The sequence below is a fragment of the Sphingobium sp. B2D3A genome (assembly GCF_025961795.1).
Lineage (GTDB): Bacteria > Pseudomonadota > Alphaproteobacteria > Sphingomonadales > Sphingomonadaceae > Sphingobium.
This window is the reverse complement of the sequence record NZ_JAOQOI010000001.1, coordinates 3,145,742-3,167,371: the sequence shown is the minus strand read 5'-3', so window position 1 is coordinate 3,167,371 and position 21,630 is coordinate 3,145,742. Positions and strand designations below refer to the sequence as shown.

The following is a 21,630-nucleotide window of genomic DNA, read 5'->3' as shown; positions in this document are numbered from 1 at the left end:
GCGCGTGAGCAATGTGCAACCGCCCGCGCGACCTGTCTTGTCTGCAACCGTTCAGGGGCGGCGCAGGTGGCGGACGCCCAACGCGCCCGCCATGCTTTTGTCAGAAGCGCAACCGCGCGCCGAGGAAGAAGCGCCGGCCAAGCACATCGTAGGTACTTGGGTCCGTGACACCGGATTGTGAAGAGCCTCCCTGCGCGAGCGTGCCCGCCCGCACGCCGAGGCGCGGGGGCTGCTTGTCGAACAGATTGTCCACGCCGAACCGCAACTCGACGGTGGATGTCGCCGCGATCCGCCCGGAGAGGTCGAAGATGTCATAGGCGGGGATTGGGAGCTCAGTCGCCGTCGTGCTGGTCGCGTAGGTGAAGTAGCGAACCTTGGGCAGATGACGCCATGTCAGGCTGATCGCCCCCGGCCCGAAATTATAGGCGACATTGGTCGACAGCTTCCATTTGAACTGCGCACTATACTGGTTGCTGCCAATGGTATCGCGGTAATCGGCCGTCGGCCCGCCCGGCAAGCTCTGGACGTCGAACTTGTCGAGATAGTTGAACGCGATATTGGTGGTGAACGATCCCTCATCCCCGAACAGCCCGGGCGCCGGGACGGTCCAGTTAAGATTGGCGTCGATGCCTGCGGTGTGGATTTTACCCAGATTCTCGAAGAAGGCGCGTGTCGCCGACCAGAAGCCACTTTGCGGCTCACGGATGATCCGGGTGCAGAACTCGTTGCCGGGATCGTAAGTGGGATTGCTTGTGCCATCGAAGTTGAAGCACTGGCGGTAGACATAATCGGTCGACAGGGTCGAGACGGCGCCTGCGATCTTGATATTATAATAGTCGACCGAGAGGGTCAGCCGGCTGAGCCATGGGGAATCCCGCCATGGCGAGCGGATAACCATGCCGGCCGTGAAGGTGCGGGCTTCCTCGGATTTGAGATTTGGGTTGCCCAATGTGACATCCCGCCCGAGCGGGAACAGCTGCGGCTGATTGCCCACGAAATCCGGACCGATCGGAAAGCCGCCTGAGATCGCGGAGCAGAGTGCCAGAACCTGCGCGCGATCCGGATTGTCGGCGCGATTGCCATAGCCGGGATAGGCGGAATTGTTGGCGTGGGTCGCGCACGGATCGCCGCCGGGCCAGTTGACCACGGTGTAGATGCCCGGCTGGAAGATTTCCGCGATGTTCGGTGCGCGGTTGGCGACCTGGTAGCCGCCGCGGAACTTCAGCCAGTCATTCACGTCCCAGTCGCCAATGACTTTCCATGTGCCGACCGAGCCTGCCGTGTTGTAGCTCGAGTGACGATAGCCCGCATTGAGGTTCAGTGCCTGAACGAAGGGCAGATCGGACAGAAGCGGAATGAGGACCTCGCCGTAGAAATCCTTGACGAAGATCTTGCCTTCCGTTCGCGAGACTCCGGGCAGGCTGATGACGCCGCTGTTGATCGTCTGCGCGTTGAGCGGGCCGCTGGGCTCATAGAAGAAGTTGTTTTCGCGATAGGACGCGCCGGCCGCAAAGCGCACTTCACCGGCTGGCAGGTCGAACAGTCCACCCTGGAAATTCACTTCCGCCTGGGTCTGCCCGACGACCGTCTCAGCCTTGATGCTCGCTTGGATCAGGTCTTGGCAGTCCTGCGAGACCGGGGCGGTGGTGAACGGGTTGAGACCGCTCGTGCAGCTTGCGGACATGCCGAGACTGGGGTGCAGGAAGGTTGTTCCAGCGCCGTAATTAGGAAGGCCGATGAGCGTCTGGTAAGCGTCCAGATCGATGAAATTTTCATAGCGGGTAACTTGCGAACTCTTGCCGTGACCGCCGAAGACATCGAACGTCCAGTCGCGAATGCCCACATTGCCGCGGAAGCCGCCAATCACCTCATAATTATAGGTGTTCGTTTCGGTGCGCGAGGGGCCCATGAACGTCATCGATTGATTGAGCGACCACGGCGCATTCGGGCGGGAGCGGCTGCGCAGGATGTCGCAGAGGTCCTGCGGCACAGGATGCCCCACCGCCGCGCCACAGGTCGCGGCGTCGAAAGTGATACCGGCATTCAGTTGACTGAACGCCGTCGCATAGGTGGACTGGGTCTGGACATTGTTCTGGTCGAACTTGGCCTGAACATAGGCCGTAATGCCATCCGTGATGTCGTAATGCGCGCTGCCAAAGAATGATATTCGCCGCAGCGGCAACTGGAGATAGCCTTCCTTGCTGACGAAGGAGGCATTGCCGTTCTCCAGAATTTTCACATTGGGGTCGGTGCCGTTGTAATTGGGTGCGGGCGCACCTGTCACGCGGCCGACGACGCCCGAGAAGATCGTGGCATCGAGCGGATTGGCGGCCTTGTTGAAGAAGAAGCTGGTCGACAGGCCCGGCCCGGCAATCGCGACTTCGCCCGGCGCGAAGCCGTAGCGCGCGAACACCTGATTGACGGCCGCCTGGGACGGGTTGCCGGCTGGTGCACCGAAGTCGAAGCCGGCCACGACGCCCGGTACGCCGGTCGTATTGGTGCGCGGCGTAACGCCGAAGCTACTGCCGAAGAAGACCGCGCCGCCGCTGCTGGCGGGATCGGTATACCCGGCCTGATAGAAGGGGCGATCCGCCTGATAGATGATGTCGCGGTCCTGATAGGTCACGCCCAGCATGGCGTTGCCGCGTCCATCGGCGAAGTTGCCACCAACAAGCGCGGATATCTCGAACTGCCGGCCATCGCCACGTTCGCTGATTCCCATGCTGGTATCGATCGTGACGCCGGAATAGTCGCGCTTGAGCTTGAAATTGACGACGCCGGCAACGGCATCCGCGCCATAGGTTGCGCCCGCGCCGCCGGTGATGACCTCGACGCTGTCGAGCGCTGCCTTCGGAATGGTGTTGATGTCGACCACCAGTGTCGCATTGGCCGGCTGAGTGCGCCGTCCATCCAGGAGGACCAGCGTTCGATTGGCGCCGATGCCGCGCAGGTCGAGCGTCGCGATACCGGGGCTGTTGGTCGGTGTAGCCTGCACGTCAGATCCGGCCAGACCGGTCAGGCCGGCGCCGCCGCGACCGGTCGCGCCGACGCCGCCGGTGAACTGCGGCATTTCCTTCAGCCCCTGATCGATGCTGAGATCCGAGGAAGACTGCAAGGTGTCGCTGGTCACGGTGGTCAGCGGCGTCGCTGAGGTATAATCGCGGCGCACGATCCGCGATCCGGTGATGACGATCGCCTGCGTCTCCTGCGCGTCCGCCTCGGTGGACTGGGCCTTTGCCGGGCTTGGCGCGTTGAAGGCAAAGGCGAGTGCCGTACAACTCATCAGGGCACGCGCCGTCCATCTGTCAGTTCGTGGGTTCATCAGTCTTCCTCCCCTGCGTCGCGCGAGCCATTCGCGCAGCGTGGTCGTCTCTCGAGGAAGAGTGAGCGGCGTGGATACGCGTCATCGTGCGCAGGAACATCGAATGAGCGAACGCCATCTGCCTGCGCGGACCTGCGCCGCGCAGCCATTTCCTCCCCGTCTGCGTCGCCGACTCGAAAGGTCAGCTTCAAATGAATGCTATTCAAATAAATGCAAACGGCAACTACTAAGATTCAATCGAAATTTGGGCTCTGCACTGACCCGGGGGGCTCGAGGAAAAGCATTGAAAGCAAGGCTGGCGCATGCGTGCGTCTGTGTTATCGATGGGTGATTCCGCGACGCGGCATGAATCGAAAAGGGGCAGGGCTAATGGCGAGCAGAGACAGCAGGTCGGACAAGGCGCTTCAGATGCGAATTGTCGACGCGCTGGTCCACCGGATTGGCAAGGATAGTCAAGCTGCGCTGCCGCACGACTGGCTTGCCGCGACGATCTACACCCTCCGTGACGAGATCATCGAGCGGTGGATGGAATCGTCCAAGGCGGCTCATGCTGCAGGTGCGAAGAGAGTCTATTATCTCAGCCTCGAGTTCCTGATCGGTCGGCTGCTGCGCGATGCGCTGAGCAATCTCGGCGTGGTCGAGGAGGTGCGCGCCGCGCTGGCCGAACATGGCGTGGATCTGGACGAGATCGTGGAGATCGAACCGGATGCTGCGCTGGGCAATGGCGGCCTCGGCCGTCTCGCTGCCTGCTTCATGGAGAGCCTCGCGACGCTGGACATCCCCGCTTATGGCTATGGCATCCGCTATGTGAACGGCATGTTCCGCCAGCGCATCGATGATGGCTGGCAGGTCGAGCTACCGGAAAACTGGCTGGCCCATGGCAATCCCTGGGAGTTCGAGCGGCGGGAGAGCGCCTATCGCGTCGGTTTTGGCGGCGAAGTGGTCGGCGATGTCGATGGGCGCGTCGAATGGCATCCGGCCGAGAAGGTCATCGCCATGGCGGTCGACACGCCCGTGGTCGGCTGGCGCGGACGTCGCGTGAACACGCTGCGGCTTTGGAACGCGTTCCCCGTCGATCCGCTGCGGCTCGATGCCTTCAATGCCGGAGACCATGCCGGCGCGCTGGCCGAGCAGGTGCGCGCCGAAAGCCTGGTGCGCGTGCTCTATCCCGCCGATTCGACCCAGGCGGGGCAGGAACTGCGGCTGCGGCAGGAGTATTTCTTCTCGTCGGCCTCCATTCAGGACATCGTGCGGCGGCACATGCAATATCATGGCGACATCCGCACACTGCCGGACAAGGTCGCCATTCAGCTCAACGATACCCACCCGGCGGTGTCCGTCGCGGAACTGATGCGCCTGTTGATGGACGATCACGGGCTGGAACTGGCGGATGCGTGGACCATAACCCGCGCCACCTTCGGCTATACCAACCACACCCTGCTGCCCGAGGCGCTGGAAAGCTGGCCGCTGCCGCTGTTTGAGCGGATGCTGCCCCGGCATATGCAGATCGTCTACGCCATCAATGCGCTGGTGCTGCGTGAGGCGCGGGCCAGTAAGCAGCTCGACAATGCAGCCATCTCCGCCATTTCCGTGATCGACGAAAATGGCGAACGCCGCGTGCGCATGGCCAATCTCGCCTTTGCTGGCGCGCACAGCGTCAATGGCGTCGCGGCACTGCATACCGAGCTGATGAAGCAGACCGTTTTTGCCGATCTTCACCGGCTCTACCCGGACCGGATCAATAACAAGACCAATGGCGTGACCCCGCGGCGCTGGCTGCTGGAGTGCAACCCCGGCCTCACCGCGCTCATTCGCGAGACGATCGGCGATGGGTTCATGGACGATGCCGAGAAGCTCCACGAGCTGAACCGGTTCGCTGATGATGCGGCTCTCGGCGAGCGGCTGGGCGCCATCAAGCGCGCCAACAAGGAGGCGCTGACGCAGCATCTGCGCGAGCATATGGGTATCCGCCTCGATCCCTCCGCGCTGTTCGACGTGCAGATCAAGCGCATCCACGAATATAAGCGCCAGCTCCTCAATCTCATCGAGACGGTGGCGCTCTACGACCAGATCCGCAGCCATCCGGAGATCGACTGGGTGCCGCGCGTCAAGATTTTCGGCGGCAAGGCGGCGCCCAGCTACCATAATGCCAAGCTCATCATCAAACTGGCCAATGACATTGCCCGGCGGATCAACAGCGATCCCTCGGTGGGCGGGTTGCTCAAGGTCGTATTCGTGCCAAACTATAATGTGAGCCTGGCCGAGAAGATCATCCCGGCGGCCGACCTCTCCGAGCAGATTTCCACCGCTGGCATGGAGGCCTCGGGCACTGGCAATATGAAGTTCGCGCTCAACGGCGCGCTGACCATCGGCACGCTCGATGGCGCCAATATCGAGATCAAGGACCGGGTCGGCGACGACAATATCGTCATTTTCGGTCTGACGGCGGATGAAGTCGCGCACCAGCGGGCCAATGGCTATAATCCGCGCCAGATCATCGAGGAGTCGCGCGAGTTGCAGCAGGCGGTGTCGGCGATTGCCTCGGGCGTCTTCTCGCCGGACGACCCCAACCGTTATGTCGAACTGATCGGCGGCCTTTATGACCATGACTGGTTCATGGTCGCTGCCGATTTCGAGAGCTATAGTCAGGCCCAGCGCGCTGTCGATGCGCGCTGGTCAAACCCCGCCGGTTGGCAAAGCGCAGCGCTGCGGAACATTGCGAACGTTGGTTGGTTCTCCTCAGACCGCACCATCGCGGAATATGCCAAAGACATCTGGGGAGTTATGTGAAGCCGCCCAAAGCGGCCCTTGAAGCCTTGCTGGCTGGCACGCATGCCGACCCCTTTTCGCTGCTCGGGCCGCACGAAGGGCCGACGGGCATATTCGTGCGCGCGGTCATTCCGGGTGCCGAGCAGGTGGACGCCTATGATCTGGCGGGCACGCGGCTGGGCACGCTGGAGCGCGTTGATGCGCGCGGTCTGTTCGAAGGCGCCGTGTCGGGACCGCGTCAGCCCTTGCGCTATCGTGCGAAGGGGCAGGGGGCCGAGTGGACAATCACGGACCCGTATAGCTTCGGGCCGGTCCTGGGGCCGCTCGACGATCTGCTGATCGGGGAAGGCACGCACTTCCGATTGTTCGACAAGCTCGGCGCGCATCTCATTGAACATGAAGGCGCCAGTGGCGTTCACTTTGCCGTCTGGGCGCCAAACGCACAGCGCGTGGCGCTGGTCGGCGACTTCAACGATTGGAACGGCCAACGCCATGTGATGCGCCGTCGCAGCGACAATGGCGTGTGGGAAATCTTCATGCCCGGCCTCGGGGCGTGGGAGGCGTATAAATATTTGATCGTCGGGCCGGACGGCACGGTCCAGCCGCTCAAGGCCGATCCGTTCGCCTTCGCCTCCGAACTTCGGCCGAAAACTGCGTCGATGACCTTCTCTCCAGCCAAGCCTGACTGGGGCGATGCCGCCCACCGCGCGCATTGGGCCTCGGTCGATCCGCGCCGCGTACCGGTGAGCATTTACGAGGTTCATCCCGGGTCTTGGCGACGGGACGAGGACGGCTGGTTCCTCTCATGGGACCGGATGGCCGAGGAGCTGATCCCTTATGTCGCGGACATGGGCTTCACGCATATCGAGTTCCTGCCGGTCTCCGAGCATCCCTATGACCCGAGCTGGGGCTACCAGACCACCGGTCTTTATGCGCCTTCGGCCCGCTTTGGTGATCCGGCCGGCTTTGCACGCTTTGTCGATGGCGCCCACCGCGCCGGCCTTGGCGTGCTGCTCGACTGGGTGCCCGCGCATTTCCCGACCGATGCGCACGGGCTGGCGCGCTTCGATGGCACGGCGCTCTATGAGCATGAAGACCCGCGGCAGGGTTTCCACCCGGACTGGAATACGGCGATCTACAATTTCGGGCGGCGCGAGGTGGCGAGCTTCCTCGTCAACAATGCGCTGTTCTGGGCCGAGCGCTATCATGTCGACGGATTAAGAGTCGACGCCGTCGCCTCGATGCTCCACCGCGACTATAGCCGCGAGCCGGGCGCATGGGTGCCCAACGCGGAGGGCGGGCGCGAGAACTGGGAGGCCGCAGCCTTCCTCCAGACCATGAACAAGGCGATCTACGGCGCCCATCCCGGCATCATGACGATTGCCGAGGAATCCACCACATGGCCGGGCGTCACGCATCCCGTGCATGACAATGGGCTGGGTTTCGGGTTCAAGTGGAACATGGGCTTCATGAACGATACGCTCAGTTACATGGCGCGTGATCCGATCCACCGGCGCTACCATCACGAAGAGATCACCTTCGGGCTGACCTACGCCTATACCGAGAATTTCGTGCTGCCGCTCAGCCATGACGAGGTGGTCCACGGCAAGGGCTCGCTGCTCAACAAGATGGCCGGCGATGATTGGCAGAAATTCGCCAATCTGCGCGCTTATTATGCCTTCATGTGGGGCTACCCCGGCAAGAAGCTGCTGTTCATGGGGCAGGAGTTCGCGCAGCGCCGGGAGTGGAGCGAAGCGCGCGCGCTCGACTGGGAGCTACTGGACGCGCCTGCCCATTCCGGCATCCGGACGCTCATTCGTGATCTCAATGGTTTGTACCGGTCTCTTCCCGCCCTGTATCAGCGCGATTGCGAAGGCGAGGGCTTTGAATGGCTGATCGTGGACGATCGCGAGAATTCGGTGTTCGCCTGGGTCCGCAAGGCACCCGGCGCGGCGCCTGTCGCGGTGATCGCGAACATGACGCCGGTGGTGCATTATGATTATCGCGTGCCGCTGCCGCATGATGGCATCTGGCAGGAGGTGATGAACACCGATGCCGCGATCTATGGGGGCAGCGGTGTCGGGAATTTGGGTGCGGTGAAGGCCGAGAAAGGCGTGGCGAGGATGACCTTGCCGCCGCTCGCCACAATCATGCTGCACGGAGAGGATTGAGGCGTCCGCCGTCATAATGGCGCGCCAGAGGAAGGAGTGGGAACAGGTGACACAAAGAGAAGGCCGCAAACAACCTCTGGCACGCGACGCGATGGCTTATGTCTTGGCCGGCGGGCGCGGCAGCCGCCTGATGGAACTGACCGACAATCGCGCGAAGCCTGCGGTGTATTTCGGCGGCATGTCCCGCATCATCGATTTTGCGCTCTCCAATGCGATCAACAGCGGCATCCGGCGCATCGGCGTGGCGACGCAGTACAAGGCCCACTCGCTCATCCGCCACATGCAGCGCGCCTGGAACTTCCTGCGCCCCGAGCGCAACGAGAGCTTCGACATTCTGCCCGCCTCGCAGCGCATCGACGAGTTTCACTGGTATGAGGGTACAGCGGACGCGGTGTTCCAGAACATCGACATCATCGCCAGCCACGCGCCAAAATATATCGTCATCCTGGCGGGCGATCACATCTACAAGATGGATTATGAGCTCATGCTCCAGCAGCATGTGCAGGAAAATGCCGATGTGACCGTGGGCTGCCTGGAAGTCCCGCGCATGCAGGCGACGGCCTTTGGCGTCATGCATGTCGATGATAAGGGCCAGATCACCAGCTTCCTCGAGAAGCCCGCCGACCCGCCAGCCATGCCCGGCAAGCCGGATGTCGCGCTCGCCTCGATGGGCATCTATGTCTTCACGACCGAATTTCTCTTCGAGCAACTGCGCCGCGATGCCGATGATCCGGAAAGCAAGCGCGATTTCGGCGGGGACATCATCCCCTATATCGTCAAGCACGGCAAAGCTGTCGCTCATTTGTTTTCATCGAGCGCGATCCGCGCCGCTGAGCAGATCGAGGAATATTGGCGCGATGTCGGTACGCTGGATGCGTATTGGGAAGCCAATATCGACCTGACCGACGTGGTCCCAAAGCTCAACATGTACGATCGCGACTGGCCGATCTGGACCGACCAGATCATCGCCGCGCCCGCCAAGTTCGTGCATGATGAGGAAGGCCGCCGGGGCATGGCGGTGAGTTCGCTCATCTCGCAGGATTGTATCGTCTCGGGCGCCGAGGCGCATCGCAGCCTGCTGTTCACCGGCGTGAAAATGGGCAGCTTCGCCAGCGTCAAGGAGGCGGTGATCCTGCCTTATTGCAACATCGGTCGCGGTGCGCGGCTCAAGCGGTGCATCATCGATAGCGGCGTGCGCATTCCGGAAGGTCTGGTCGTCGGCGAAGATCCGGGCCTGGACGGGCAGCGGTTTCGCCGCACGGAAAGCGGCATCTGTCTGATCACCAAGGCGATGATCGACCGGCTGGACTAGCGTCTAGGGCCGCGCGCAGCACTTGCGCGTGTCGAACCGGATTTTTCATCCTTTGCCTTAAGGCACGTCGCCGTCCATCGGGTTGTTACGAACATGACAGAGCTTTCCGTCCTCTCCGCCGCGTCCGAATGCTGGCCGCTCATCAAGACCGGCGGCCTTGCCGATGTGGCCGGGGCCTTGCCGGCGGCGGTGGCGCCCCATGGCGTGGCGATGACGCGCTTTCTGCCGGGCTACCCCTCGGTCCTGAAGGCCCTGCCGCGCAAGCGCACTGTCTTCCGCTATGACTCGCTGCTCGGCACGCCGGCGCGCATTCTCGCTGCCAAGCATGAGGGGCGCCCGCTGCTGGTGCTCGATGCGCCCGGCTTTTTCGAGCGCGATGGCGGACCTTATGCCGATGCCATGGGGCGGGACTGGCTGGACAATGGCCTACGTTTCGCCGCCTTCGCCAAGGCCGCAGCCGATCTCGCCGCCGGGCGCGCGGGCCTCAAGCCGTTCGATGTGCTCCACGCGCATGATTGGCAGGCCGGGCTGGCGCCGGCCTATCTGGTCTATTCCGGGGATCAGACGACAAGGCCCGCCAGCGTGATGACCATCCACAACATGGCATTCCAGGGCTGGTTCGACGCGGCTTTCTTTGCCCGGCTGGACCTGCCGCCGGTCGCATGGTCGATCGAGGGCGTGGAATATCATGGAGGCGTGGGGATGCTGAAGGCGGGGCTGGTCCTCGCCGATGCGATCACCACCGTGAGTCCCGGCTATGCCGAGGAAATCCGCCGGCCGGAATTCGGCATGGGGTTGGAGGGGCTGGTCGTCGGCCGGCAGGACCGCATGCATGGCATCGTCAACGGCATCGATGCCACCGAGTGGAATCCGGCCAAGGATGCAGCGCTGGCCGCGCCATTCACGGCGGACGACCTCTCCGGTCGCGTGGCCAACAAGCGGGCGATCGAGGCCGCCTTCGGGCTGGAGAGCGGCGATGGGCCGCTGTTCGTCGTCATCACACGGCTCACCTGGCAGAAGGGCATGGACGTGCTGCTGGAGGTGATCGATCACCTCGCCGGCCTGGGGGGCAGGCTCGCGGTGCTCGGCAGCGGTGATGCGGCGATCGAGGCCGGACTTCATGCCGCCGCCGGGCGGCATCCCGGCCGCGTCGGCATTCGCATCGGCTATGACGAGCCGCTCGCTCATCTGATGCAGGGCGGGGGCGATGCCATTCTCATTCCCTCCCGGTTCGAGCCCTGCGGCCTCACGCAGCTTTACGGCCTGGCTTATGGCTGCGTGCCGGTCGTCGCGCGCACCGGCGGGCTGGGCGATACGGTGATCGACGCCAATGAGGCCGCGATGAACGCGGGGGCAGCCACCGGCGTGCTGTTCTCGCCGGTCGATTATCAAGGCCTCGCCGCCGCGATCAGCCGCACGATCCGCCTTTATGGGGCGGGAGCGCGCTGGCGGCAGATCCAGCAGGCGGGCATGAAGACGGACAATAGCTGGGGACGGAGCGGCGCTGCCTATGCTGCGCTCTACCGGCAACTCAAGGAGCAGAGATGACGATCACGCGCGTTCCCACCACGCCGTTTGAAGGCCAGAAGCCCGGCACATCCGGCCTGCGCAAGAAGGTGCGGGTGTTCCAGCAGGCCAATTATGCCGAGAATTTCGTCCAGTCGGTCTTCGATGCGATTGATGGCAAGGATGGCGCGCTGCTCGTGATTGGCGGCGACGGTCGCTACCATAACCGCACGGTCATCCAGCAGACGATCCGCATGGCCGCCGCCAATGGCTTTGCGAAGGTGATGGTGGGGCAGGGCGGCATCCTCTCGACGCCAGCCGCCAGCCACCTCATCCGCAAATATGGCGCGCTGGGCGGGCTCATCCTCTCGGCCAGCCACAATCCCGGCGGGCCGGACGAGGATTTCGGGATCAAGTATAACGTCTCCAATGGCGGGCCGGCGCCGGAGAAAGTGACCGAGGCAATCTACGCGCGTACGCAGACCATCACCCAGTGGCAGATGGTGGAAGCCGGCGACATCGATCTCGATGCGCTGGGCACCGTCACGGTCGGCGGCATGGCGGTCGAGGTGGTCGATCCTGTGGCCGATTATGCTGATCTCATGGAGGAGCTGTTCGACTTCGCCGCCATCCGCGCCATGGCCGCTGGCGGCTTCACGCTCGCCTTCGATGCGATGAGCGCGGTCACCGGCCCATATGCGACCGAGATTTTCGAGCGACGCCTGGGCTTTGCGCCCGGCACCGTCCGCAATGGGACACCGCTCGAGGACTTTGGCCATCATCACCCGGACCCCAATCTCGTCCACGCCAAGGTGCTGTACGATCTGATGATGAGCGCGGACGCCCCCGATTTCGGCGCGGCGTCGGATGGCGATGGTGACCGCAACCTGATTATCGGCAAGGGGCGCTTCGTCACGCCGTCGGATTCGCTGGCGATGCTGGCGGCCAACGCCCATCTCGCCAAGGGCTATCGCGGCGGCCTCAAGGGCATTGCCCGCTCCATGCCAACCAGCGCGGCAGCGGACCGCGTGGCGGAAGCGCTCGGCATCCCGAGCTTCGAGACGCCAACCGGCTGGAAATTCTTCGGCAATCTGCTGGATGCCGGCATGGCGACCATCTGCGGCGAGGAAAGCGCCGGCACGGGCAGCGACCATGTCCGCGAGAAGGACGGCGTGTGGGCCGTCTTGCTCTGGCTCAACATCCTTGCTGAGCGCAAGATCAGCGTCGATGCTCTGGCCCGCGATCACTGGGCGCGCTTCGGCCGCAATTATTATGCGCGGCACGATTATGAAGGCATCGAGACGGAGAAGGCCAATGCGCTCATCGAAGCGCTGACGGCGGCGCTCCCGGCGCTGCCCGGGGCGCGCTTTGGCGCGCTCACCGTCGCAGCGGCGGACAGCTTCTACTACGCCGATCCGGTCGATGGCTCGGTCAGTGCCAATCAGGGCCTGCGCGTGCTGTTCGAGGGCGGTTCGCGCGTGGTTTTCCGTCTTTCCGGCACAGGCACGGAAGGCGCGACGCTGCGCGTCTATCTTGAGCGTTACGAACCCGTGAGCGGCACGCTGGATGAAGAGACGCCTGAGATGCTGGCGGAGCTGATCGCAGCGGCAGAGGCGATTGCTGGTATCGCGCGCTTTACGGGCCGCACTGCCCCGGATGTCGTGACATGAGGCGGCACACCTTTGCTTCGCAGGCGTTTAGGGCCTGAATGTACGGCGTTCACCTCACCCGCGAGGGCGCGACATTCTCCGTCTGGGCACCCGACGCCACTGCCGTCACCCTGTGCCTGTTCGACGAGGATGGGCACGAGCATTGCCATGCCATGGCCCAACAAGCCGATGTCTGGCAGGCGCAGATTGCCGGGGCTGCTGCCGGCCAGCGTTATGGCTTTCGCGCTGACGGCCCATGGGCACCGGAGCAGGGGCTGTGCTTCGATCCCGCCAAGCTGCTGGTCGATCCCTGGGCGAGCGCCATTGATCGGCCTTTTGTCTACGATCCCCAGCTTGCCGAGCGCGGCGTAGAGACGGCGCCGCTGGTGCCGCGCAGCGTCGTCACCGCGCCGCTCGCCGATCTCCCGCCGGCGCCGCCGCACTTTCGCAGTGGCGGCCTGATCTACGAGCTGAACGTGCGCGGTTTTACCATGCTGCATCCGGACGTACCGCCGGCGCTGCGTGGCACGGTGGCGGCGCTTGCCCACCCGGCGGTCATCGCGCATCTCCAGAAGCTGCATGTCGGCGCTGTCGAACTGATGCCGATCGTCGCCTGGATCGATGAGCGGCATCTGGTCGCGCGTGGGTTGGCCAATGCCTGGGGCTACAACCCGATCGCGCCCATGGCCCTCGATCCCCGGCTTTGTCCCGGTGGCATGGCGGAACTGCGCGAAACGGTGGCGTGCCTGCACGAGGCCGGCATCGGCGTCATTCTCGACCTTGTGTTCAACCACACCGGCGAGAGCGACCGGATCGGGCCGACCTTGTCGATGCGCGGGCTGGGCGAGCGGAGCTATTATGCGCTGGAGGCCGATGGCGACCTCGTTAACGTTGCCGGAACCGGCAACACGCTTGATTTCACCCAGCCTGCCGTGCGGTCTCTCACGCTGGAGACGCTCCGCCGCTTCGTGCGCGAGGCAGGCCTGGACGGCTTCCGCTTCGATCTCGCGCCGGTGCTGGCGCGCGGCCCGGCCTTCGACCCGCAGGCGCCAATCTTCGACGAGATCGCGCGCGATCCCTGGCTGGCGGATCGTATCCTGATCGCAGAGCCATGGGATATCGGTGCGGACGGTTATCAACTCGGCCGCTTTCCTGAGAGCTGGCTGGAGTGGAACGACCGCTATCGCGACGATGTGCGCCGCTTCTGGCGTGGCGACGGCGGGATCGGCGCGTTCGTCACGCGTCTCGCCGGATCGGCGGACATCTTCGGCAAGCCGAGCCGGAGCGTCAATTTGCTCGCGTCTCATGACGGCTTCACGCTCGCCGATACCGTGGCTTATGTCCATCGCCACAATCTCGCCAATGGTGAGCATAATCGCGATGGGCATGGCGAGAATTTCAGCTGGAACCACGGTGTCGAGGGGCCGAGCGACGACCCCGCCGTAATCGCGGCCCGCGGGGACGATCTGCGTGCCTTGCTTGCGACGCTCTTTGCCTCGACCGGGACGATCATGCTCACCGCCGGCGATGAATTTGGCCGCACTCAGCAGGGCAACAACAACGCTTATGCGCAGGATAATCCGCTCTCCTGGATTGCCTGGCATGATCGCGATACCGCACTGGAAGCCTTTGCCTGCGCGCTCTCCGCCGCGCGCGCGGCGGATCTCGATGCGTTCGCGACTTTTCCTGAGCCCGGCCGCTGGTTCCGAGCGGACGGGGCGGATATGAGCGTTTCCGACTGGGAATCGGCCGAGACCGGCTTTGTCCGCTACGAGGCGGAGTTGCCGAACGGTCGCCGCTTCACGCTCCTCGTCGACCGCGCGCACCGCCGACTCATTGTTGACATTGTCCGGCATTGAGTGAAAACCGGGCGGGGAATGGGGAATCATTCCGCGCAAAGCGAAGGGCCAGCGGCCTGGCGCAGCAGCACGGAACACCCTGATGGGCATAACAGGTCAGTCTCCCGTCGGATGACCGGAGCGAGGAGTGGATTGCATGAAGGATTTAAAGGGCCAGCTGGCTTTCATCACCGGTGGTGCCTCGGGTGCCGGCTTCGGCCAGGCGACCGTGTTCGGACGGGCGGGCGCTGAGATTGTCATTGCGGATGTGCGCGCCGAAGCCATCGACGCCGCCCTTGAGAAGCTGCGGGCAGAGGGCATCCGCGCCCACGGTATCAAGCTCGATATCATGGACCGCGACGCCTATGCGAAGGCTGCGGACGAGGTCGAATCCGTTTTCGGTCGCGCACCGACGATCCTGTCCAACACCGCTGGCGTCAACAGCTTCGGGCCGATCGAGAAGACGACCTATGATGACTTTGACTGGATTGTCGGCGTCAATCTCGGCGGCGTCATCAATGGCATGGTCACCTTCGTCCCGCGCATGATCGCGGCCGGCGTGCCGGGGCATATCGTGACCGTGTCCTCGCTCGGCGGGTTCATGGGCAGCGCGCTGGCCGGTCCTTATTCGGCGGCAAAGGCGGCCAGCATCAACCTGATGGAAGGCTACCGGCAGGGTCTGGCGCAATATGATATTGGCGTCTCGGTCTGCACGCCGGCCAATATCCGCTCCAACATCGCCGAGGCGAGCCGCCTGCGTCCTGAGAAGTTTGGTTCGAGCGGCTATGTCGAGAATGACGATTCCATCGCCTCCCTGCACTCAATCCACCAGCATGGGCTCGATCCCGAGAAGCTGGGCGAGGCGATCATGAAGGGCATTCAGGAAAACGCGCTCTACATCATCCCCTATCCGGAAGTGCGCGAAGGGCTGGAGAAGCATTTCCAGGCGATCATCGAGTCCGTCGCGCCGATCGAGAGCGACCCGGAGGGCGCGCGTCTGCGCACCGAGGCGCTGATCAACTGGGGTCGCGACCGCACCCGCGTCTTCGCCGACGGCAAGAAGGGCGAATAATATCGCATTGCGCGATCGAATTGCGCTGGGGCGCCATGCGGAGCCATGGTCGCGCTAAGAACTATCGGAGAGAGACATGACCCTCAAATTGTACAGCTTTGGCCCCGGCGCCAATTCGCTCAAGCCGCTCGCGACGCTCTATGAGAAGGGCCTCGAATTCGAGCCGGTGTTCGTTGACCCGGCCAAGTTCGAGCAGCATTCGGACTGGTTCAAGAAGATCAATCCGCGCGGCCAGGTGCCGGCGCTCTGGCATGATGGCCAGGTCATCACCGAATCCACCGTGATCTGCGAATATCTTGAAGACGTGTTTCCGGATGCCGGCACGTCACTGCGCCCCGCCGATCCGTTCAAGCGCGCGGAAATGCGCGTGTGGACCAAATGGGTGGACGAGTATTTCTGCTGGTGCGTCTCCACCATCGGCTGGGCATTCGGCATCAAGGCGATCGCCCAGAAGATGACCGACGAGGAGTTCGAGGATCATGTCACCAACAAGGTGACCATTCCCGAGCAGCAGGTGAAGTGGCGCCGCGCCCGCAACGGTTTCCCGCAGGAAATGCTGGACGAGGAGTTCCGCAAGGTCGGCGTTTCGGTCCAGCGGCTGGAGGAGACGCTCTCCAAGCAGGACTATCTGGTCGACAGCGGCTTTAGCCTCGCAGACATCTGCAACTTCGCAATTGCCAATGGCCTGCAGCGCCCCGGCGGCTTTTTCGGCGACTATGTAAACGAGCAGAAGACGCCCGGCCTGTGCGCCTGGCTGGCGCGCATCAACGAGCGTCCGGCGATCAAGGCGATGTTCGAGAAGGCCAAGAGCGAGGATCTGCTCAAGGCTAAGCCGCAGCCCGCCGCCTGAGCCGGGCGGCGGTCATACCCCAACGATAAGAGGCGGACCGGGCAATGACGCAGGATCTCACTATCTACCACATTCCCGGCTGCCCCTTCTCGGAGCGCATCGAGATCATGATGTCGCTCAAGGGCGTGGCGCTGAAGGATGTCGAGATCGACATCTCCAAGCCGCGCCCGGACTGGCTGCTGGCAAAGAGCGGCGGCACCACGGCGCTGCCGCTGCTCGATGTAGAGAATGGCGAGAGCCTTAAGGAGAGCATGGTCATCCTGCGCTATCTTGAGCAGCGATACCCGCAGCCTGCCGTCGCGCATCCCGACCCGTTCCACCACGCCGTCGAGGGAATGCTGGCGGAGCTGTCCGGCCCGTTCTCGGGCACGGGTTACCGCATGATCCTCAACCGCGATGCCGACAAGCGTGAGGAAATGCGCGCGGCTGTGGACGCGGAGTTTGGCAAGGTGGATGCGTTCCTGCGCCGCTACGCCACGGGCGTCGACTTTCTGTTCGAGGATCGCTTCGGCTGGGCGGAGGTCGCCTTCACGCCGATGTTCAAACGGCTGTGGTTCCTCGAATATTACGAAGATTATGAGGTGCCCGCCCAGTTCGACCGGGTGTTGCGCTGGCGCGCGGCCTGCGTCGCGCATCCGGCCGCCCAGCACCGCAGTCATGAAGAGCTGATCAAGCTCTATTATGATTATAGCCAGGGCGGCGGCAACGGTCGCATACCCGAAGGGCGCGCCATTTCCAGCTTCTCCCCGGATTTCGACTGGCGCAACCGCCCCATGCCTCCCCGAGACAAATGGGGCCGCCCCGCGACCGATAAAGAACTGGGCCTTGCCGCTTAACCCGCAAATTGCTTAGCATGCTATGATCTGATTGCCACATCCTTCATGCTTTCTTGGCAAGATGCATCTTCGGGCCATGACATGAGGAATTGTTAACCATAATGAGGGACTTGGCCTGTGGGAGCGAGCAGGCCGGTCGGCTTCCCGAGAGCCGGTGTGGGTATCGCCTTGGGGGATCTGGTTTGTCACGCCGCAAGTGGCTGATCTTTGGATATGCGTGTCTGGCCGGTGCAGCCTTGCCAGCGCCGGCACAGGGGCAGCCTGCAGACCAATCGCGCGGCTCCGTTTACGAGGCCGCTTTTTTTAGCCCCTCCGCACCCAGCAATGCGCTGGAGATGATCGCCCTGGTGCCGGGCTTCACGCTGGACGAGGGTGATGCCGAGATTCGCGGTTTTCGGCAGGCGGCAGGCAATGTCGTCATCAATGGTCGGCGGCCCAATGCCAAGAGCGAGACGCTCGGCACGCTGCTCTCGCGCATTCCCGCTGCCCGCGTCGTCCGCATCGAACTTGCCTCGGGCGATCGGTTCGGGACGGACTATGCCGGCCGCGCGCTGGTAGCCAATGTTGTGCTGTCGCAGGAGGGCGGGCTTGCGGCGACTGTCGAGACGACCTTGCGCCGGGAATATCGCGGCGCGATCCTTCCGGAAGGAAGCATCTCCGCGCTGTGGAATCGGGGCGCTTCGACTTTCAACGTCGCACTCGCCGTTAAAAATGCTGTGACATCGGAGGAGGGGTTCGACCAGCTGGTCGCGCTGCCCGGCGGGACCGAGCAGGAATATCGCGAGAAGTTCAGCCGCTTCCGCAATCCCCAGCCCTCCGGCTCTGTGCGGTGGACGTTGAACGAGGGGGAGCATCGCACGGTCAATCTTAGCGCCAGTCTCAACCTCAATTATGATGACTTGACGCAAAGCAGCTTCGTGCAATCTGCTGACGGATCCGAGCGCAACGACGGCCTTGTGCAGCGTTGGTTTACCCGCACCATGGAAGTGAGCGGCGACATCACTCGCCCGCTCGGCTCTGGCGGCATCAAGCTGCTCGGTCTGGCCTCCCGGCGATATCGCAGCCTGCGCGATCAGGCGACCGAGGCCAGTCTGGCAGGGGACGATCTGGGCGGCCTCTTTCAGAACCAGCACGACTGGCGGGACGAGACGCTGGCGCGCGTGAGCTGGAGCGGCACGGCATTCTCCGGCTGGACGGTCGAGACAGGCGTGGAGGGCGTCCGCACCCGGCTGGATGGCCAAGTGGATCTGTTTTCCGTCGATCCCGATGGGGCCGTCACGGTTTATGATCTGCCTGTCAGCAACGCGGTGGTGACCGAGGATCGCGGCGAGGCCTTCGCCAATGCGGGCCGGCCGCTGTCATCCCGGCTGCGGATTGATTTGGGCCTTGCCTATGAACGCTCGCGCCTCAGCGTAAGGGGCGATGTCAGCGCCCGTCGGACCCTCGACTTCGTCAAGCCCAAGGTCGCGCTGGATTGGCGTGACGGCGCCTGGCACAGCCAGATCAGCGCCGAACGGACCGTGGCGCAGCTCGATTTCGAGGATTTCGTCAGCGCCGCGGAGCTTTCGGCGGACCGGGTGAACGGTGGCAATCCCGATCTCCTCCCGCAACGGGCCTGGGAGTTCAAGCTGAGCGTCGATCGCGCCTTGCCGGGCGACGGGCGGATCACACTCGATCTGGGCTATGATTTCATTGCCAAGGTTCAGGACCGCGTGCCGACGCCGGAGGGGTTCGATGCGCCGGGCAATCTGGGCGACGGCACCCAGTTCAGCGCGGCGGCCAATATCGATCTGCCGCTCTCCCGGCTGGGCGTCAAAGGCGGGCGGCTCACCCTTTATGGCTCCTACATCGATACGTCCGTGCGGGATCCGTACACGCTGCGCTACCGCCCCTTTTCCGGCTATGCGCCCTTCTACTACGAGGCGCGCTTCCGGCAGGATCTGGGCCGCTTCGCCTGGGGCACGAGCATGACCGGCAATAGCGGGTCGGACAGCTATCGGATCGACGAGGTGGACTTCAACCGGGGGATCGCGCCCAATGTCGCCGCCTTTGTCGAATATCGCCCGAATTCCCGTTGGACGGTGACGCTCGGCAGCGAAAACCTGGTGGATGGCGGCAAGCGGCGCGTGCGCGACTTCTATGATCCGGACCGGCGCTCGCTGATGCCCTATGAGCGCGAGCTGCGGCATCGCGAGAGTCACCTGGTCGCATATCTGACCATCAAGCGCAGCATCCGGTAGCCGCTCCCCTCAAGGGGCATGTAACGGCCGATCCATCCTGTGTTCAGGCGCATCATGCCATGGATCTTTCAGGTCGGCGCGGCATTGTAACGGTTCACGGACGCGTTGACGCTGTAACTGTCCGTGCCAGTCAGGCATTGCCGAGCCGGATGATGTCATGCAGATAGGCTGTCAGCTTGTCGCAACGGGCCTTCGCGCCCTTGTCGGTGCCGGCTTTGAGCCGGGCTTATGGTAGTTTGACCAGTGCGGATCGCGCGCCATGCGGTGCGGGGTCTGCCCGGTGCAGGAGAATGAGTGCTGATGACACTGAGTGTGTTGCTTGCCGCGGCGGCGGCTGCAGGATCGCCGCAATATATCCCGTCCAGCCCCACGCTGGGAATGGCCGAAGGGCGCTGCCGCGCGAATGAAAGCGGCCCGGCCTATATGATCAACATCAACGGGCTGAAGGACCGTCAGGGTCTGGTCCGCGTCGAGCTTTATCCCAATAGCGACGAGGATTTCCTGGCAGACGACAACGTCCTGCTCATGGCGGGCAAGCCCTTTCGTCGCGCCGAGATGAAGGTGCCGGCCAGCGGCCCGGTCGTGCTGTGCATCCGCGCGCCGAGCGCAGGCACCTACACGCTGAGCCTGCTGCATGACCGCGATTCCAACCGCAAGCTCGGCCTGTCGGTAGATGGCGTCGCTTTTCCGGGTGATCCCAAGCTGTGCTGGGGCCAGCCCAAGGGCCGCGATGCGCGGGCGACCGTGGGCAATGGCCCGACCACGATCAACGTCACCATGCAATATCGTCGCAGTCTGGTCTGCTTTGGCCCGCTGAAGAAGTAGCGGCAAGGGGGAGGGCTGGCGTAGCCGCCCTCGCGTGTCAGGCCGCCAGTGTGCCCGTCCGTCGCACGACGGGGTTGTCGACGAGCTGCTGATAATAAGCGAACAGATCGGCGAAATGCTCGTCTATGGTGCGCACATGTTGCGCATAATGGAGGGCTTTGGCTCGCACCTCTTCCTTGGGCGTGGCAATGAAGTCCAGGATCGCCTTGGCTGCGGCTGTTGGATCGGCTGACTTGTACAGCCACCCTTCGCACAAGCGGGCGTGATCCGCCGCGCCACCACGATCCGGCATGATGAGGGGCAGGCCGGCCGCGCGCGCCTCACCGCCAACGGTGCAGAACACCTCCGCTTCGCAGCCATGGATCAGGGCATCGCAGCTGGCGAAAAGACGCGCGACTGCCTGCCTGTCCGAGATCGGTGAGAGCAGATGGACGTGCGGGATTTGCGCGGCGGCGCGGGCCACGCGCGCGCGATCGCGCCCATCACCGGCAATCACGAGGCCGACCGGCGCCTTGTTCCCCGCCATGGTCACGGCCTGGATCACCATAGGCCAGCGCTTCTCCGGCCCGTGCCGCCCAGCCCCCAGCAACAGCGTCGCTTCAGGCGGCAGGTCGCAGCGCGCAAGGAGGCGGGCGCGCAGCTCTTCATCACGAAAGTCCGGAGAGAAAATGCCTGGCTGGACGCCCATCGGATTGGTCACGACCCGTTTCATCCCACCCGCCAGCAGGCGATTGGTCTGGTCCTCGCCAGTCGTGATCGAGCCGTCGAACAGCTGGTCCATTCGCTTAAGGTGGCGCCAGAACATGCCGAAAGCGCGGTCAATGGCCGGACGGGGCAGGAAAGGATCGAACCAGCGATAGGCATAAGCCGACATGGGATCGGCATGCATCACCAGCGCCCGCGGTGCTTTGCCTGGCCACTCACCTACAAAGCGGGCGCTGCGCCAGGGCGAGGAGCATTCGACCACGTCGGGTTCGAGTTGGCTCAGCGTATCGTGCAACGTGTCGACGTCGCGGAAATAATGGTAACGCCGGTCCAATGGAAATTGAGGGTTCTCCAGGTAGATGATCCGCGCATTGGGGCCATGATCTTCTACACGGAAACCCGGCCCTGGGGCGATCACCACCACTTCATGCCCCGCCGCAGGTCCGGCGAGAAGCTTACGGTCGATGTAGGTTTTTACGCCGCCGCCATAGGGCGTGTAGAAGGCAGCGACATCCACAATGCGCATGATGTCACC

13 protein-coding genes are annotated in these 21,630 nt (G+C 63.5%); 11 read left to right on the top strand and 2 right to left on the bottom strand.

Annotation, left to right across the window (positions count from 1 at the left end; genetic code table 11):
* Positions 1–100: 100 nt before the first annotated feature.
* The gene (locus M2337_RS14645) at positions 101–3,283 is read right to left on the bottom strand and encodes a TonB-dependent receptor domain-containing protein (protein ID WP_264570846.1); all 3,183 of its coding nucleotides are present in this window, start codon (positions 3,281–3,283) and stop codon (positions 101–103) included.
* Between the two features lie 408 nt (positions 3,284–3,691).
* On the opposite strand from M2337_RS14645, the gene M2337_RS14640 reads away from it, so the two are divergent.
* The 11 genes from M2337_RS14640 to M2337_RS14590 all read left to right on the top strand — a co-directional run bounded on the left by M2337_RS14640 (position 3,692) and on the right by M2337_RS14590 (position 20,390).
* Positions 3,692–6,112 carry a glycogen/starch/alpha-glucan phosphorylase gene (locus M2337_RS14640; RefSeq protein WP_264570845.1) on the top strand — a complete coding sequence of 807 codons (2,421 nt, stop codon included), beginning with the start codon at positions 3,692–3,694 and terminating at the stop codon, positions 6,110–6,112.
* Entirely contained in the window at positions 6,109–8,262 is a 2,154-nt protein-coding gene (gene glgB / locus M2337_RS14635) for a 1,4-alpha-glucan branching protein GlgB (protein WP_264570844.1), read from the top strand. The genes M2337_RS14640 and glgB overlap by 4 nt, the downstream gene beginning before the upstream one ends.
* 46 nt (positions 8,263–8,308) lie before the next feature.
* Complete coding sequence (gene glgC / locus M2337_RS14630) at positions 8,309–9,574, top strand: glucose-1-phosphate adenylyltransferase (protein WP_264570843.1); 1,266 nt, start codon at positions 8,309–8,311, stop codon at positions 9,572–9,574.
* Positions 9,575–9,667: 93 nt separating this feature from the next.
* Entirely contained in the window at positions 9,668–11,122 is a 1,455-nt protein-coding gene (gene glgA / locus M2337_RS14625; RefSeq protein WP_264570842.1) for a glycogen synthase GlgA, read from the top strand.
* Positions 11,119–12,750, top strand: coding sequence for an alpha-D-glucose phosphate-specific phosphoglucomutase (locus tag M2337_RS14620; protein ID WP_264570841.1), 1,632 nt, complete (start codon positions 11,119–11,121; stop codon positions 12,748–12,750). Before glgA ends, M2337_RS14620 begins: the two co-directional genes overlap by 4 nt.
* Before the next feature lie 38 nt (positions 12,751–12,788).
* On the top strand, positions 12,789–14,588 hold the full coding sequence (gene glgX, locus M2337_RS14615) for a glycogen debranching protein GlgX (protein WP_264570840.1): 1,800 nt from the start codon (positions 12,789–12,791) through the stop codon (positions 14,586–14,588).
* 136 nt (positions 14,589–14,724) lie between these two features.
* The gene (locus M2337_RS14610; RefSeq protein WP_181560166.1) at positions 14,725–15,639 is read left to right on the top strand and encodes an SDR family NAD(P)-dependent oxidoreductase; all 915 of its coding nucleotides are present in this window, start codon (positions 14,725–14,727) and stop codon (positions 15,637–15,639) included.
* A 76-nt stretch (positions 15,640–15,715) separates the two neighbouring features.
* Positions 15,716–16,489, top strand: coding sequence for a glutathione S-transferase family protein (locus tag M2337_RS14605; RefSeq protein ID WP_264570839.1), 774 nt, complete (start codon positions 15,716–15,718; stop codon positions 16,487–16,489).
* A gap of 44 nt (positions 16,490–16,533) precedes the next feature.
* Entirely contained in the window at positions 16,534–17,325 is a 792-nt protein-coding gene (locus tag M2337_RS14600) for a glutathione S-transferase family protein (RefSeq protein WP_264570838.1), read from the top strand.
* 335 nt (positions 17,326–17,660) lie between these two features.
* Positions 17,661–19,565: a TonB-dependent receptor gene (locus M2337_RS14595; RefSeq protein ID WP_264570837.1), complete on the top strand. Its 1,905-nt coding sequence runs from the start codon at positions 17,661–17,663 to the stop codon at positions 19,563–19,565.
* Positions 19,566–19,865: 300 nt separating this feature from the next.
* Positions 19,866–20,390: a DUF2141 domain-containing protein gene (locus M2337_RS14590; protein ID WP_181560162.1), complete on the top strand. Its 525-nt coding sequence runs from the start codon at positions 19,866–19,868 to the stop codon at positions 20,388–20,390.
* 37 nt (positions 20,391–20,427) lie between these two features.
* On the opposite strand, the gene M2337_RS14585 is transcribed toward M2337_RS14590, so the two are convergent.
* Positions 20,428–21,621: a glycosyltransferase gene (locus tag M2337_RS14585; RefSeq protein WP_264570836.1), complete on the bottom strand. Its 1,194-nt coding sequence runs from the start codon at positions 21,619–21,621 to the stop codon at positions 20,428–20,430.
* Between the last annotated feature and the right edge of the window lie 9 nt (positions 21,622–21,630).

What these genes read in the sequence shown, in the direction of transcription:
- M2337_RS14645 (WP_264570846.1), bottom strand. Translation starts at nt 3,283, where the DNA reads ATGAGTTGTACGGCACTCGCCTTTGCCTTCAACGCGCCAAGCCCGGCA.
- M2337_RS14640 (WP_264570845.1), top strand. Translation starts at nt 3,692, where the DNA reads ATGGCGAGCAGAGACAGCAGGTCGGACAAGGCGCTTCAGATGCGAATT.
- glgA (WP_264570842.1), top strand. Translation starts at nt 9,668, where the DNA reads ATGACAGAGCTTTCCGTCCTCTCCGCCGCGTCCGAATGCTGGCCGCTC.
- M2337_RS14620 (WP_264570841.1), top strand. Translation starts at nt 11,119, where the DNA reads ATGACGATCACGCGCGTTCCCACCACGCCGTTTGAAGGCCAGAAGCCC.
- glgX (WP_264570840.1), top strand. Translation starts at nt 12,789, where the DNA reads ATGTACGGCGTTCACCTCACCCGCGAGGGCGCGACATTCTCCGTCTGG.
- M2337_RS14610 (WP_181560166.1), top strand. Translation starts at nt 14,725, where the DNA reads ATGAAGGATTTAAAGGGCCAGCTGGCTTTCATCACCGGTGGTGCCTCG.
- M2337_RS14605 (WP_264570839.1), top strand. Translation starts at nt 15,716, where the DNA reads ATGACCCTCAAATTGTACAGCTTTGGCCCCGGCGCCAATTCGCTCAAG.
- M2337_RS14600 (WP_264570838.1), top strand. Translation starts at nt 16,534, where the DNA reads ATGACGCAGGATCTCACTATCTACCACATTCCCGGCTGCCCCTTCTCG.
- M2337_RS14595 (WP_264570837.1), top strand. Translation starts at nt 17,661, where the DNA reads ATGATCGCCCTGGTGCCGGGCTTCACGCTGGACGAGGGTGATGCCGAG.
- M2337_RS14590 (WP_181560162.1), top strand. Translation starts at nt 19,866, where the DNA reads ATGACACTGAGTGTGTTGCTTGCCGCGGCGGCGGCTGCAGGATCGCCG.
- M2337_RS14585 (WP_264570836.1), bottom strand. Translation starts at nt 21,621, where the DNA reads ATGCGCATTGTGGATGTCGCTGCCTTCTACACGCCCTATGGCGGCGGC.